The organism is Jeotgalibaca caeni, assembly GCF_028863945.1.
In the GTDB taxonomy this organism is placed as follows: Bacteria; Bacillota; Bacilli; order Lactobacillales; family Aerococcaceae; genus Jeotgalibaca; species Jeotgalibaca caeni.
In genome coordinates this window covers 1-14,053 of the sequence record NZ_JARBEA010000024.1, presented here as the reverse complement: position 1 = coordinate 14,053, position 14,053 = coordinate 1, and the positions used below count along the sequence as shown (strand labels likewise).

General features: G+C 44.0%; 14 protein-coding genes and 1 tRNA gene. 11 read left to right on the top strand and 4 right to left on the bottom strand.

Going from position 1 to position 14,053, the window contains the following annotated elements:
• Window positions 1–111: 111 nt before the first annotated feature.
• The 3 genes from PVE40_RS06650 (at window position 112) to PVE40_RS06640 (ending at window position 5,442) form a co-directional block, all read left to right on the top strand.
• Window positions 112–2,091 carry a thioredoxin domain-containing protein gene (locus PVE40_RS06650; RefSeq protein WP_274731101.1) on the top strand — a complete coding sequence of 660 codons (1,980 nt, stop codon included), beginning with the start codon at window positions 112–114 and terminating at the stop codon, window positions 2,089–2,091.
• A 140-nt stretch (window positions 2,092–2,231) separates the two neighbouring features.
• Window positions 2,232–4,829: an ABC transporter ATP-binding protein/permease gene (locus PVE40_RS06645; protein ID WP_274731100.1), complete on the top strand. Its 2,598-nt coding sequence runs from the start codon at window positions 2,232–2,234 to the stop codon at window positions 4,827–4,829.
• A gap of 103 nt (window positions 4,830–4,932) precedes the next feature.
• Window positions 4,933–5,442 (top strand): hypothetical protein, encoded by a 510-nt coding sequence (locus tag PVE40_RS06640; protein WP_274731099.1) that lies wholly within the window; start codon window positions 4,933–4,935, stop codon window positions 5,440–5,442.
• Window positions 5,443–5,721: 279 nt separating this feature from the next.
• On the opposite strand, the gene PVE40_RS06635 is transcribed toward PVE40_RS06640, so the two are convergent.
• A tRNA-Val gene (locus PVE40_RS06635) sits at window positions 5,722–5,793 on the bottom strand.
• 186 nt (window positions 5,794–5,979) lie between these two features.
• Between PVE40_RS06635 and PVE40_RS06630 the strand changes: the two genes are divergently transcribed.
• Genes PVE40_RS06630 through PVE40_RS06610 form a run of 5 tightly spaced genes read left to right on the top strand, consistent with a single transcriptional unit; the run spans window position 5,980 to window position 9,996 of the window.
• Entirely contained in the window at window positions 5,980–7,488 is a 1,509-nt protein-coding gene (locus PVE40_RS06630) for a DUF1846 domain-containing protein (protein WP_274731098.1), read from the top strand.
• 18 nt (window positions 7,489–7,506) lie between these two features.
• Window positions 7,507–7,983 carry a hypothetical protein gene (locus tag PVE40_RS06625; protein WP_274731097.1) on the top strand — a complete coding sequence of 159 codons (477 nt, stop codon included), beginning with the start codon at window positions 7,507–7,509 and terminating at the stop codon, window positions 7,981–7,983.
• A complete protein-coding gene (locus PVE40_RS06620) occupies window positions 7,984–8,730 on the top strand; it encodes a DNA/RNA non-specific endonuclease (RefSeq protein ID WP_274731096.1) in 747 nt (248 codons plus the stop codon).
• 36 nt (window positions 8,731–8,766) lie between these two features.
• Entirely contained in the window at window positions 8,767–9,075 is a 309-nt protein-coding gene (locus PVE40_RS06615; RefSeq protein ID WP_274731095.1) for a hypothetical protein, read from the top strand.
• A gap of 39 nt (window positions 9,076–9,114) precedes the next feature.
• The gene (locus PVE40_RS06610; RefSeq protein WP_274731094.1) at window positions 9,115–9,996 is read left to right on the top strand and encodes a VOC family protein; all 882 of its coding nucleotides are present in this window, start codon (window positions 9,115–9,117) and stop codon (window positions 9,994–9,996) included.
• Between the two features lie 62 nt (window positions 9,997–10,058).
• Here the strand turns inward: PVE40_RS06610 and PVE40_RS06605 are convergent, their stop codons facing one another.
• Entirely contained in the window at window positions 10,059–10,745 is a 687-nt protein-coding gene (locus tag PVE40_RS06605; protein ID WP_274731093.1) for a Crp/Fnr family transcriptional regulator, read from the bottom strand.
• A gap of 78 nt (window positions 10,746–10,823) precedes the next feature.
• The gene (locus PVE40_RS06600) at window positions 10,824–11,480 is read right to left on the bottom strand and encodes a peptide-methionine (S)-S-oxide reductase (protein ID WP_274731092.1); all 657 of its coding nucleotides are present in this window, start codon (window positions 11,478–11,480) and stop codon (window positions 10,824–10,826) included.
• A gap of 111 nt (window positions 11,481–11,591) precedes the next feature.
• Between PVE40_RS06600 and PVE40_RS06595 the strand changes: the two genes are divergently transcribed.
• Genes PVE40_RS06595 through PVE40_RS06585 form a run of 3 tightly spaced genes read left to right on the top strand, consistent with a single transcriptional unit; the run spans window position 11,592 to window position 12,746 of the window.
• Window positions 11,592–11,837, top strand: a complete 246-nt coding sequence (locus PVE40_RS06595) for a hypothetical protein (protein ID WP_274731091.1) — start codon at window positions 11,592–11,594, stop codon at window positions 11,835–11,837.
• 13 nt (window positions 11,838–11,850) lie between these two features.
• Window positions 11,851–12,168: a hypothetical protein gene (locus PVE40_RS06590; RefSeq protein WP_274731090.1), complete on the top strand. Its 318-nt coding sequence runs from the start codon at window positions 11,851–11,853 to the stop codon at window positions 12,166–12,168.
• 17 nt (window positions 12,169–12,185) lie between these two features.
• Window positions 12,186–12,746: an NUDIX hydrolase gene (locus PVE40_RS06585; RefSeq protein WP_274731089.1), complete on the top strand. Its 561-nt coding sequence runs from the start codon at window positions 12,186–12,188 to the stop codon at window positions 12,744–12,746.
• On the opposite strand, the gene PVE40_RS06580 is transcribed toward PVE40_RS06585, so the two are convergent.
• On the bottom strand, window positions 12,726–13,913 hold the full coding sequence (locus PVE40_RS06580; RefSeq protein WP_274731088.1) for a MalY/PatB family protein: 1,188 nt from the start codon (window positions 13,911–13,913) through the stop codon (window positions 12,726–12,728). The genes PVE40_RS06585 and PVE40_RS06580 overlap by 21 nt on opposite strands.
• Window positions 13,914–14,053: the final 140 nt, after the last annotated feature.

Genomic DNA, 14,053 nt, shown 5'->3' with positions numbered 1-14,053 from the left:
TATAGCATAAGCGCTGTCACCAATCAATTTTCAACCCCCTCAGACGTCTTTTTTCTCTTCTTGCCGCCTTTCCAGTATAATAATAGGAAAGTAACTGGAGGAGGGTTTAGTGTGAAACAAAACCATTTAGCAACCGAAAAGTCACCCTATCTCTTGCAGCATGCAGACAACCCAATTGACTGGTATCCATGGGGCGAAGCTGCTTTTACAAAGGCAAAGGAGGAAGATAAACCGATCTTTCTCTCCATTGGCTATTCAACGTGCCATTGGTGCCATGTGATGGCACATGAGTCTTTTGAAGATGAGACGGTTGCGTCCTACATGAATGAAAAGTATATCGCGATAAAAGTAGACCGAGAAGAACGGCCGGATATTGATTCGCTATACATGAAAGTTTGCCAGATGATGACCGGACATGGCGGCTGGCCGCTTACCATTGTGATGACTCCCGAACAGATTCCTTTTTACGCTGGAACGTATTTCCCTAGAGAAGGGCGCCATGGCTTGCCGGGGATTATGGAAGTTTTAGAGCAGTTGAACCGGATCTATCATGAAGACAAGGCACAACTGAAAGACGTGGAAGCGAGCGTAACAGGAGCGCTCCAACAAACGATTGTGACGAAGGGGACAGAAGGGCTCTCTGCTTCGGTTATTGAGAAGGCTTATGCAGAATTGAAACAATTCTATGACCCTGTATTTGGCGGTTTTGGCACGACCCAAAAATTTCCGCAACCACAGAATCTACTCTTTCTACTGCACTATCACCAAGTGTCTGGAGAGAGAGAACCGCTTGAAATGGTGGAACATACGCTAAACAAGATGGTTCGAGGAGGCATTTGGGATCATGTTAGCTTTGGCTTTTCCCGGTACACGGTAGATCGACGTTGGCAGACTCCTCATTTCGAGAAGATGCTCTATGATAACGCCTTGTTGCTGATGGTCTTGGCGACGTGCTATCAAATTACGCAGAAACCTGTATACAAAGATACGGCTACTCAGTTGATTACCTTTATTGAACAAGAAATGACTGATTCATCAGGTGCCTTTTATTCTGCGATTGATGCGGATTCAGAAGGAGAGGAAGGGAAATTTTATGTCTTTGACTTTGCTGAGTTGTATCAGTTGTTAGGTGAAGACGAAGCCGATGAATTTGTCGAGGAACATGGTTTGTCGCCGAGAGGGAACTTTGAAGGGAAGAATATCATTCAAGGTCCGCCTATTCAAGAGGACATCCGCTTGGCTTTGTTGGCGGAACGGGAGAAACGAGTGCGTCCGCATACCGATGACAAAGTTTTAACGAGTTGGAACAGTCTCATGATTGCAGGGTTAGCGCGGGCAGCGAAAGTTTTCCAAGAGGACCGGTATAAGAAGCTGGCCGAAGATGCGCTCCACTTCATTGAAACAAAGTTGGTGAAGGACGGGCGACTCATGGCGCGATACCGTGATGGAGAGACCAAGTTTTTGGCCTACCATGATGACTATGCCTTTCTCGCTTGGGCATATTTGGAACTGTATGAAGCTACCTTTAATTTGTCGTTCTTAGAAAGAGCTGTTCAATGGACATCTGAAATGGAGGAACTCTTCTGGGACGAGGAGCAGGGTGGATTCTTCTTCAGCGGACATGACAGCGAGCGCCTATTGATAAAGGACAAAGATATTGCAGAAGGAGCGATGCCTTCTGGAAATGCGATTGCCGCATTTTTATACGCAAAATTAGCGAAGCTAACAGGTAACACGATGTACACCGACCGTTTGTATGAGCTGTATCAAGTATTTGGGGAGGACGTACGAAAGGCGCCTACGTCTGCGATGTCCCTCCTTCAAAGTCTGCTCATCAGCGAGTACCCGGGACATGAGGTCGTTATTTTAGGTGCGAAGGAAGACTTTGGCTTCTTGCAAGAGTACTACTTGCCAAACACTGCGGTATTGGCTGCAGAAGAGGCGAGCGAGTTCCAAGGGATTGCAGACTTTGCTGCTGCTTACCCGAAAAAGGACGAACAAACAACCGTTTTTGTGTGTGAAGATTTTGTTTGTCAGCAACCTACAACGGATTTAGAACAGGCTCTTCAAGAGGTCTTACGGAAAAGTTAACGATTATTTTCTTGCAATCACTCCTCACACTATTTAAACTAGAGGATAGAATGGCTTCTTTGTGCTTTGCAAAGTGTTTGCAATGGTAGAAGGATTGTTTTAGAGGTTTGGCGAAAGTCATTTCGAAAGGTGAGGAAGAGATGTTAGAGTTAAAGAATATTACTAAAGAGTACCGCACCGGAGATGAAACGGTCCTTGCGCTTGACGGAGTGAACTTGAAATTCCGCAGCAATGAATTTGTTTCTATTCTCGGACAGAGTGGTTCAGGGAAAACCACCTTGTTGAACATTGTAGGAGGATTGGATCGCTATACTTCTGGCGATTTGCTCATCAATGGAAAATCAACAAAAGACTTTAAAGCACAAGATTGGGATACGTACCGCAACCACTCTGTTGGGTTTATTTTCCAGAGTTATAATTTGATTCCCCACCAAACTGTATTGGCAAATGTGGAGTTGGCCTTAACACTTTCTGGGGTTTCGAAAGAAGAACGACGGACGCGTGCCCGTGAAGTGCTAACCAAAGTAGGATTAAAAGACCATATCAATAAGCGCCCGAATCAATTGTCTGGAGGACAAATGCAACGGGTAGCCATCGCACGGGCTTTGATTAATGATCCAGAAATCTTGCTTGCAGATGAACCAACAGGAGCGTTGGATTCAGAAACAAGTGTACAGATCATGAGCTTGCTGCAAGAGATTGCTTCTGACCGTTTGGTAATCATGGTTACCCATAACCCTGAACTGGCTGAAGAATACTCGACGCGGATTATTAAAGTGTTGGATGGGAAAATTATCAATGATTCCAATCCAGCCAGCGACGTAGATACACGCCAGAGCACCGTCTTAAAGAGCGACAAAACCTTCATGTCCTTTTTTACTGCATTGGGCTTGAGTTTCAATAACTTGCTGACGAAAAAAGGTCGGACCATTTTGACCGCTTTTGCCGGCAGTATTGGGATTATCGGAATTGCGCTGATTTTATCTCTGTCAAATGGTGTACAAAATTACATTGAACGAATTGAAGAAGATACCCTTTCTTCCTATCCAATAACGATTGAAGAATCAACGCTCGATATCGCGATGATTATGGAAGCCTTGATGGGGGTTAATACGGAAGAACAAGCGGAAGTGGCAGAAGGAGAAATTGCTTCTACACCCATCATGACGGATGTTATGGAAACCTTGGCAAGCCGGAAAGATTCCAACAATCTAGAATCCTTCAAGGAATTCTTGGAGTCAGATGACCGGGTTGAACAGTACAGCAATGCCATCCAGTACAATTACAATATTCCTATTAACATTTACAATCCAGCCGGCGTAGACGGCGTGATGCAAGTGAATCCATCCAATGTCATGGATGCAATCGGAATGGGACAAGCAATGGGTGGGGGTAACCCGCTCCAAAGCGCAGCGGGAGGTTCCATGGGCGGATCTTCTTCCACAAACATTTGGCGTGAATTGTTGGACAACCAAGCTTTATTGGAAAAACAATATGATACACTAGATGGACGCTGGCCAGAAAATGAGCACGAAGTTGTCTTGATTGTCGATGAAGACAACCGCGTGAGCGACTACATGCTCTATGCATTGGGATTATTAAGCCAAGAAGAATTGGCAGAGAATTTCGAGGCAGTTATGGCTGGAGAAGATTACGAAGCGCCAGAAATTTCTACGTATTCCAACGAAGAGTTGCTGGGCATGAACTTTAAGCTCGTATTGAATACGGACTTTTACGAAAACAACGGCACAGTATGGTTGGATCAACGTGACGATGAAGCCTATATGGAAGAAGTTGTAGAAAACAGCGAAGATGTCACCATCGTAGGGATTATGAAGCCAAGTGAAGGATCAGTAGGCGGACAAGAAACAGGATCCATTGGGTACACAAGTGCTCTGAAAGAATATGTGATCCAGTCCGTGAATGATGCAGAAATTGTCCAAGAACAAAGAAATAATCCGGACATTAACGTCTTTACCGGACTAGCGTTCCCAGAAAACGCAGATGAAGAATTCGATGTTGCGAACTTGTCTCCGGAAGAACAAATGAATATGGCAAATCTTTCGCCGGAAGAATTAACAGAGTTGATTACGGCTTATCAAGAAAACTTTAATGCGACATTAGAAACAAACTTGGAAACATTGGGTGCAGTTGATTTAGACAATCCTAGTCAAATCAATATTTTCCCAACCAACTTTGAATCGAAAGAGCAATTGACCGATTTAATTTCCGAATACAATACAACCGAAACAGAAGCAGGCCGTGATGAGAATGTGATTACGTACAGTGACTTAGTTGGAACATTGATGAGTTCCGTTACTTCCATTATCAATATCATCAGCTACGTATTGATTGCATTCGTAAGTGTCTCTCTAGTCGTATCTTCCATCATGATTGGGATTATTACGTACATTTCGGTATTGGAACGGACGAAGGAAATCGGAATCCTGCGCAGTGTCGGAGCTTCCCAAAAAGATATCTCCCGTGTCTTTAACGCAGAGACCTTCATCATCGGGCTATTCTCTGGATTAATCGGGATTGGAATTACGGTGTTGCTGAATATTCCAATCAGCCTCATCATCCAAAACATAACGGGTATCGCAGGTGTATCTTCCTTGCCACCACTTGGCGGAGTTGCCCTTGTGATCATCAGTCTCGTTTTGACAGTAATTGCGGGGATCATCCCATCACGCATGGCAGCGAAGAAAGACCCTGTAGAAGCATTACGTACCGAATAATGATGGTAGCAGAAAGAGACTGGAATTTATTCCGGTCTTCTTTTCTTTCCTAAAAAGGAAATGGTGATTGTTTGCATATTTTATTGAGAGAGGAGTGAGAATAGTGGAACCACAACGATTACAACTATTGCCAAACGAAGACGAGAAGCGTTGGGTAGCGGAAATTACCGGTGAAGACAAGGTGTTTCGCCTGAAGCGCGATTTCCAACCTGAAGAAGGCGACGGCATCTGGGAAATTTATGACGGCTGGTATCAGATTCACGGCCAAGCGCCTGGTGTCACCCCGTTTCAAAAAGAATATGTTCATGTGAAAAATGGTCGCATGTTGCGGCATCTGTCCTTTGGCTATATGGTCCAACAACTTGAAGAAATCAAAGCAGCCGAGCCCGCGCGGATGGAGCGCTTGAAACGACAAATCTTCCGCGTGTTGGATGACATTAAAGTGGCAGCACCTTATGAGCCAGTCGAAGAAGCGATTGAACGCCAGAAGGAAGATTGCGAGATGATAGAGGAATCCGGACCATTACTCGCTGCTCTAACCACTTTGAAAAAGCAAAAAGATACCATCATCAAAGAGTACCAAAAAACATTTGCCAATTGGAATGAGTGGTAAAAAGGAGGATTCTTCCTCCTTTTTTTGTTGCTTTAAGGGAATTTAACAAGAAGTTGGCGGTCAGTGAATTCAGTTCGGCCAAGTGAGGATTTAAAAACGGAGCTACTTGACCGAACTGGCTCTGGTTCGGCCAAGTGAGGGGTGAAAAACTGTGCTACTTGTCCGAGCTAGCTCAGATTCGGCCAGGTGGGGCATAAAAAAGAGGGCTACTTGTCCGAATGAGCCATTCTCGTTCAACAAAAAAAGAAGAAGCCCATTTGGACTTCTTCTTTTTACGTATGAGCCGTACAGGATTTGAACCTGTGACCTCTTCCCTGTCAAGGAAGCATTCTCCCGCTGAACTAACGGCTCGTATAATCGGTGCTAACGAAATAATTATACTGTCTTTGTTCAATGTTTGTCAATGCTTCTAAGAATAAGCTGGACAAGATGCAAGAAAAAGCCCAAAATAAGAAATGAGTGCTTTGCTAAGACGTGAAAAATCTCTATAATAAGTAGAGTTGAGTTTCGGGAAGAAATAATTACTGGAGGTCGGGTATGTATAAAATTGGTTTCGATTCAAAAAAATATATTGAAGAGCAATCCCGCTATATTTTAGAACGTGTAAATGATTATGATAAATTGTATCTAGAGTTCGGTGGCAAGTTAATTGGTGATAAGCATGCGAAACGGGTACTTCCTGGTTTTGACGAGGATGCAAAAATCAAGATGTTGCAACGATTGAAGGAAAAAGTAGAAATCGTTATTTGTGTGTACGCGGGTGACATTGAGCGGAATAAAATCCGCGGTGACTATGGAATCACGTATGATATGGATGTGTTTCGCTTAATCGATGAGTTTAGGGAATATGGTTTAGAAGTAAACAGTGTCGTCATTACCCGTTATCACGGACAACCTTCGACGCGGATGTTCATTAACAAGTTGGAAAAACGCGACATCAAGGTATATACGCACCAAAGTTTGGAAGGTTACCCATCGGAAGTGGACTTAATTGTCAGTGAAGAAGGTTTCGGCCAAAATTCATACATCGAAACAACGAAGCCGATTGTTGTGGTGACTGCTCCAGGCGGCGGAAGCGGCAAGCTCGCTACCTGCTTGAACCAGCTGTATCACGAGAATCAATTAGGCAAAAAGGCAGGTTACTCGAAGTTTGAAACGTTCCCTGTCTGGAATGTACCGTTGAAGCATCCATTAAACTTGGCTTATGAAGCAGCAACTGTTGATTTGAAAGACGTCAACATGATTGATAACTTCCATTTTGAGAAATACCAAGAAATCGCGGTCAACTACAACCGTGATATTGAAACATTCCCAGTCATTAAACGGATCATCGAAAAGATTACTGGAAAAGAATCCGTCTACCAATCGCCAACCGATATGGGCGTGAACCGAGTTGGATTTGGGATCATCGATGATGAAGTGGTTCAAGAAGCTTCCAAACAAGAAATGATTCGGCGCAGCTTTACCACGGAATGTGATTACAAAAAAGGCTTGATCGGTGAAGATACCCTGTACCGGATGAAAATCTTGCTAGAAGAAGCAAACTTAAAACAAGAAGACCGTCCGGCTGTGAAGCCAGCTCGCTTGTATGCAGAAGAAGTGCGGAATCGAGACGGGATGAGTGAAACGAAAGCCGTAATGGCGTTCGAATTAAATGACGGTCGGATTGTGACAGGTCGGAGTTCGAGTTTGATGGATTCTTCCTCCGCTGCTATTTTGAATTCAATTAAAACGTTGGCAAATGTATCGGACGGAATTCCATTGTTGTCTGCCCAAATTCTAGAAACCATTCAAAAGATGAAAGCGGAAGTTTTGGAGACACGGATGCCTGTTTTGAACGCAAATGAAATCTTAATTGCGCTAGCAATCAGTGCGGTAACGAATCCAACGGCTCAAGTGTGTTACAATCAACTTTCGAACTTATCGGGTGTTCAGGCCCATTCTACTGTGATGTTGAAGAAAGATGACGAGCAGCTGTTGCGTAGCTTAGGCATCGATATTACGAGTGACCCGGTCTATTCATCAGAGAATTTATATTATATTTAAGAAAAGAGGAAAAGCGACATGGTACTAACCTTTGAAGAGAAAAAAGAAATTTTCGACAGCTATCCAGAATTAGCATCTGTGCCTGTATCATTGAATCGCTACAATTATCACTTCCAAGACAGCGCAGTAGCGAAGACAATCGTCGTCCGCTTCTTGCATCCAAATGGAAATGCCTTTATTTATGCTGGGTATTTACCGAAAGAAGAAACGAAAAAAGGGTACATTTCAGTACTCGAAGAAGACGAAGCAACCATCCGTAAGCTCGTGGAAGAAGCCATCTCCTTTTTGAAAAAAACAGAAGATGGTTATGAAGAAGGCTATACGGAATTGTGGTTTGAAAATGCGGGTGAAGTGCTGCGCTTGTGTTATGAGAATCCAACCTGGTCGGTTCTTTTACCGAATGACCAAGTGGAAGGAATTTTCAAAACCAAAGAAGCATGCGAGGCATACTTGCGTGAAGAAGGGTTTCAGAAAGGAAAAGGAACAGAGGAATAAATGGCTAGAGGAAGAAAAAGAAAAGACGAATTAGATGTCCCTTTGAAAGTGGTAAATGGAGTTTTGGCAATTGGAGCAGTGTTGTTCCTCTTGATGACTCAACCGATTCCGGTAATTGAAGGCTGGATTGATAAAGTTTTCATGACCCATACCATCCCGGAATCGGAGCTTACCTACTTAGAGTACGATGGTGTCAATCAAGTTGTTGAGATTAATGACAATATGCCAACCTTTACGGATGACGAATTGTCGCTAGACGATGGCAGTTGGCAAGAGTTCAGTGAGATTGATCATCTGAACCGAGTGGGACCGGGCCATGCGATGTTAGGGACAGACTTGTTCCCAACAGAAGAGCGCGAACCGCTCTATATTGATCCAACTGGGTGGAAGCAGAAAAAGTTGGACAATGGACAATGGTTGTACAACCGGAGCCATTTGATTGGATTCCAGCTCACCGGCGAGAATAATAATATCCGAAATTTAATGACGGGTACGCGGAGCTTGAACAATCCACACATGTTGCGCTTTGAGAACGATATTGATTACTACTTGGAACAGACGAATAATCATGTGCGCTATTTAGTAGAACCTATTTTCCGTGAGGATGAGCTCGTTGCTCGTGGTGTCCACATGATGGCCCAATCAGTAGAAGACGATGCCTTGCGGTTCAACGTCTATATTTTCAACATTCAAGAAGGATATGAAATAAATTATCAAGACGGCAGCAGCAAGAAAGTGGTAAAATAAAGGCAAGAAAAAGAATCGGACAACGGAGGATGCTTGATGAAGTTCACATTTCGGCCAAAAACTGATTTAGGGAAGATTTCTGCATGCGGAATTGGTTATTTCTTTGCGACTTGGATACTGGTAGGACTTGCTGTACCTCGAATCGGAGGCAATCGATTCATCGATTGGATCTTATTCTTATTAGCTGTCACCGGAATCGTAGGTGCGTTTATCAGCCTGTTTGGCGGGTTGATCGCGATTGTGTGGCAAGAAGACCGTTCATTAATTGGTATCTTACTCTTCATCCTCTCCATTCCGATTGTTGTATTGTTGGCAGGGTTCCTTTTAGGCAGTTACGTAGGGTAATCGTTCACGCAAAGGGTGGAATAGTAAAGGAGAAAGACCATGCAAAAGATTGTGCCAAGTCTCTGGTTTGATCATGAAGCATTGGAAGCTGCTCGGTTTTATACGTCTCTTTTTGAACATTCGCAAATAAACTGGGTTACCGTTATAAAAGACACACCGTCCGGTGATAGTGAGCAACTATCATTTACACTGGAAGGATTGGAATTTTTTGCTATTTCAGCAGGTCCCATTTTCACCCTTAATCCCTCTGTTTCCTTTTCAGTTTATTGCCAGACAATAGAAGAAGTGGACCGACTCTGGGAAGCTTTGAGGGAAGATGGAACGGTTTTGATGGAGCTGGGAACGTATCCATTTAACGAGCGATTTGGCTGGTTGAATGACAAGTACGGCTTGTCATGGCAATTAATGTACGTAACAGAGCCAACAGAACAAAAAATTTATCCTTCGCTTCTATTTGTGGGAGATCAGTACCGCAAAGTAGATGAGGCGTTGGCTTTCTATGCAGACGTATTTGCGAACACGGCTGTGGGTGAAGTATATCGATACGGAACCAATGAAGGCGGAGAAGATCCTGAAGCAGTAATGTTTTCTTCCATTCGTTTAGAAGGAACAAGTTTTCTTCTGTCGGAGAGCAGCTTAGAACACAATTTTTCTTTCAATGAATCCATTTCTTTTATCGTCTATTGTGAAGACCAAGTTGAAATTGCTTACTATTGGGAAAAAATGTCCGCAGTGCCTGAAGCGGAACAATGCGGCTGGCTCAAGGATCAATTTGGTGTCTCTTGGCAGATTACACCGCGCGAGATGGACGAGATGATGAAATCAGACGATGAAGCAGCGAAGGCACGAGCGGTTGCCGCCTTTCTGCCGATGAAGAAGCTGGACATCCAAGCCATACGGGACGCCTATGAAGGAAAATAACCAACCAAAAGGAGGAAGCAGGGAAATCTGCTTCCTCCTTTTTCGTTTATAAATGGGTTCCGTTAAACCAATAACAACGCATCAACATCATTGATTCGGATGCGCTTATTGGTTACTTGAGTAATCAAGCCGTTCTCTTCCAATGAACTGAGTTTCCGGCTGATTGTTTCAGGGGTCGTTCCTAAATAAGATGCCAAATCCTTCTTGCTCATCGGTAACGTGACTTCGTTCTCGCCTAATTCCATCAATTCTACTAGAAATACTGCTAAACGAGCCTCGACTTTTTCGGTCGCGACCAGAGTGGTTTGTTTTTCTGATTGATCCAGACGCCTCGAGAATTCTTCCATGATTTTTAAGGAAATCGCCGGATATTTTGCTAAAAGGGGCTGTAAATCCTCCCGTTTCAAGATGCAAATGGTGGTATCCTTCACTGCTTGGGCAAAGGATTCGTGGACCGAAGAGCGAAAGAGTGCCATCTCACCTGTAAAGTCGCCCGGTTGCAAGAATCGTACGAGTTGTTCCTTACCAGACTCGGTCAGATGGAAAATTCGCACCATCCCTTGGTTCAAGATGTAGAGGGCATCCGAAGTTTCTTCTGGCTGATACAAGAACTCACCTTTTTTATAATGTTTGGACCGAGCTAGAGCTGCAATATCCGCCATCTGTTCATCCGACAAATGATTAAAGATCGGTACGAGGGAAACACAGGTCTTATGAGAGCGATGATGACAATGCGTTGGAGATTCCATAGGTAACTGCTCCTTTGTTTGCTGATGTATTCAGCTTAAAGTAAATAGGGAAATAAAAAATTGACCACGATCAAGAACTTACCATTTTAATTGCGTCAACGTATCCAGAAGCGTCTGATAGGCCGCTTCTTCCAGCCCCCATGTAGCAATCTCTTCCTTAATCGCTGGAAGTTTCGTTTTTTCACGGACAAATCCGTTCAGCCGTGCCGAGATGGTCGCTTGGATAAATGCTTCCTCAGTCGGAAAGAGGGACTGGATCCGTGCGGTCGCATTCTTGAATCTGCGCAAATAATATTTTTGGTGATGAGGTTCGGCCGGATAAAAAGGCGTCAAGAGCTGTACTTCCGTATCGATAGGACGACCTTGTCGCGTTTCTTCTTCGGTCCTTACTTGCTCGGCGATCTGTTTTTGTTCTTCATTTTGCAAGACTAATAGGGAAATATACTGCCGTTCTTTATAAGAGCGGTCTTTTGTTGCGTCGTGACTTTGCCAAAAGAGACGCAATAAATCGGCACAGGAAAGGATGGTCGGATCAAAAATCACTTCGATGGTTTCCGTATGGTCGCCGATGGAGCGGTAAGTAGGGGAAGAAGTGGTTCCGCCAGCGAATCCTGTTAAGGTCTGGATGACACCTGGCTGAGCACCAAACAAACTATCCGGGCTCCAGAAGCATCCCATCCCAAAGATTATTTTTTCTGTTTTCGTTGCTTGCATTTGATATTGGTTCACGTTCATCGACTCCTCTCCTTCTTAGTATACCAAGCAAATTGTCGGATGAAAAAGAAAGATGTTCGCTTGACTTTTAAGAACGTGTGTTCGTATAATAGAAGAAAAAGAAGGCGAGGGATGGATATGAATGATCGCACCTATTGGAAAGGCGAAGTTGAAAAAATAAAAGTCGTAAAATTAGAAGAGAAGCCGCTCGTCCGCTTTACGCTCAAAACAGATGGAGAAGCGAAGGAGAATTGTCTGATTAAGACTCATTCGCTGAACTTCCTGTTTCATGTCGCGGAAGGAAATTCCATTGTCATTTACGGTCAGAGAAACCAACGCAATCAAGTCGTCGTTAAAAAGTATCACGTCAATCAGTAGTAGGAAGAGGCAGGTGGGGAACATGAAGCTTTTGCAGCAAGGAAATTGGAAGAAGGAGATTTCCATCTCCCATTTATTGGAACGAAAGGGCTGTGATGAATTTACCCTTTTAGAGGATGAATGCATGATTGACAACCAACGCTATGAAGTTTGGTGGTATGCTTATAAAGGACACAACCACATTGTCGCCAAATGCTGCCGTTACCCGTTTACCCTTTATTTCTTCCTTTTAGAACCGAAAGATTTGTTTCGGATCAAGGATTTTCAAGCCTATATGGAGACCGGGGATTTAACGCAGCCGGCTGTCAATATGTTCCAGAAAATAGACTAGCACAGGAGTGTACCCACTTGGACTTAAAAAAGGAAATTTCAGCTTACACACCCTATAACGAACAAGAAGCAGCAGCTAAAGAGCAGATCCTCGCTTATTTGGAGAAGGAGGCTGCCTTGTTAACAAGAGAAAATACCCATGCTCACTTCACCGCTTCCGCTTGGGTGCTGAACCCGACGCACACAAAAGTTGCCATGGTGTACCATCACATTTATCAGTCTTGGTCTTGGGTTGGCGGGCACGCCGACGGGGAGGCAGACTTGCTGAAGGTGGCAATCAAGGAAGCAAAAGAAGAAACCGGCCTAAAGGAAATCAAACCGGTTCACTCACACATTTATTCGATTGAAGTGTTGCCAGTTGCTGAACATGTGAAAAAAGGAAAGATCGTTCCTGCTCACCTTCATTTGAACCTCACCTACTTATTGGAAGCTTTGGAAGAGGAACTCACCGTTAATCCAGCAGAAAACAGTGCGGTTGCTTGGATGGCATTCGATGAAGCCGTAGAAAAAAGTACAGAGGCAGAAATGAAAGCTATCTACCGAAAATTGAATGAAAAGTTAGCAACCCTTTTTTCGTAAAGCTGCAGCCAAATAATCCAATTGAACTTGTAATAGATGGGTTGGCAAGGCAACGTTGATGCGCTCAAAACCACTGCCATCGATACCGAAAATATACCCCTCATCGGTAAAGAATTGCGCTTCTTCATGCAAAAATTCTTCCAACTCTTCATTCGCCATACCGAGAGCACGGAAGTCAATCCACTGCAGGTAGGTTCCTTCTGAAATCGGCGCTTTTATTTGAGGAAAGTTATTTTTGAAAAAGTCATGGACAAGTTTTTGGTTGGTCAGAACCAACTCCAACAATTCATCCAGCCAAGCAGCACCTTTTGCATAGGCGAGTTCACAGGCCTTGTAGCTCAAAGGTCCAATCATATCCCCTCTTACTTGCGCCACTTCTCTACTGAACTGATGACGCAACGAGTCGTCTTCAATGATAATGTTCGAAATTCCCATTCCTGCCAGGTTAAACGTTTTGGAAGGAGAAGTACAGGTAATGAGATACGGCTTCAGTGCTGGCGTGACCGTCGCTAAAACTGTGTGCGGATTTGTTTTGAACACCAAGTCATTCCAAATTTCATCGGAAATCACAAGCAGCTCGTGTTTAACCGCAATCTCCGCAACTCGTGCCAGTTCCTCCATGGTCCATACGCGACCCACCGGATTATGCGGACTGCAAAATAGTAAAATTTTATTTTCCGGTTTTGCGGCAGCCGTCTCAAAAGCCTCGAAGTCAATGGTGTAGAATCCATCTTGCTCAAGAAGAGGGATGTTTACTTCCGTCCGCTCATTGTCCGCTATTGCTGATCCAAAGGGATAATAAACCGGCCGAAAGAGGAGAACGCCATCTCCTTTGCTGGAAAAAGCGCGAATAGCGGCGTAAAACGCGGCGACCACACCTTGCGTCTGTACGACCCATTCCGGTTCAATGTCCCAACCGTGGCGGTTTTTTTGCCAAGCAGCAACGGATTCTTGAAAGGCTGGGTAAGGAATGGTATAGCCTAAAACAGCATCGTTTAGATAGTCCCGTAATCCTTCTGTCACTTCAGGAGGACTTTTTAATTCCATATCGGCGACGGAAAGGGGAATAACATCCGCTGCCACATCAGGATTCCAGGCGTACATTTGCTCCCATTTTGCCGAGCCGGTGTTTTTTCGATTCACAGGTGTTTGAAAGTCGTAAGTCATTGTGCATCTCCTATCTTTTTATTTTAAGTACGCCGATTGTAAAATTAAGCTAGACAAATAAATAAGCCATTCGTGGTACACTCAAATTGTAATTCCGACCAAAGAATACATAGGAGTGATCACGAATGACCTACACCCAT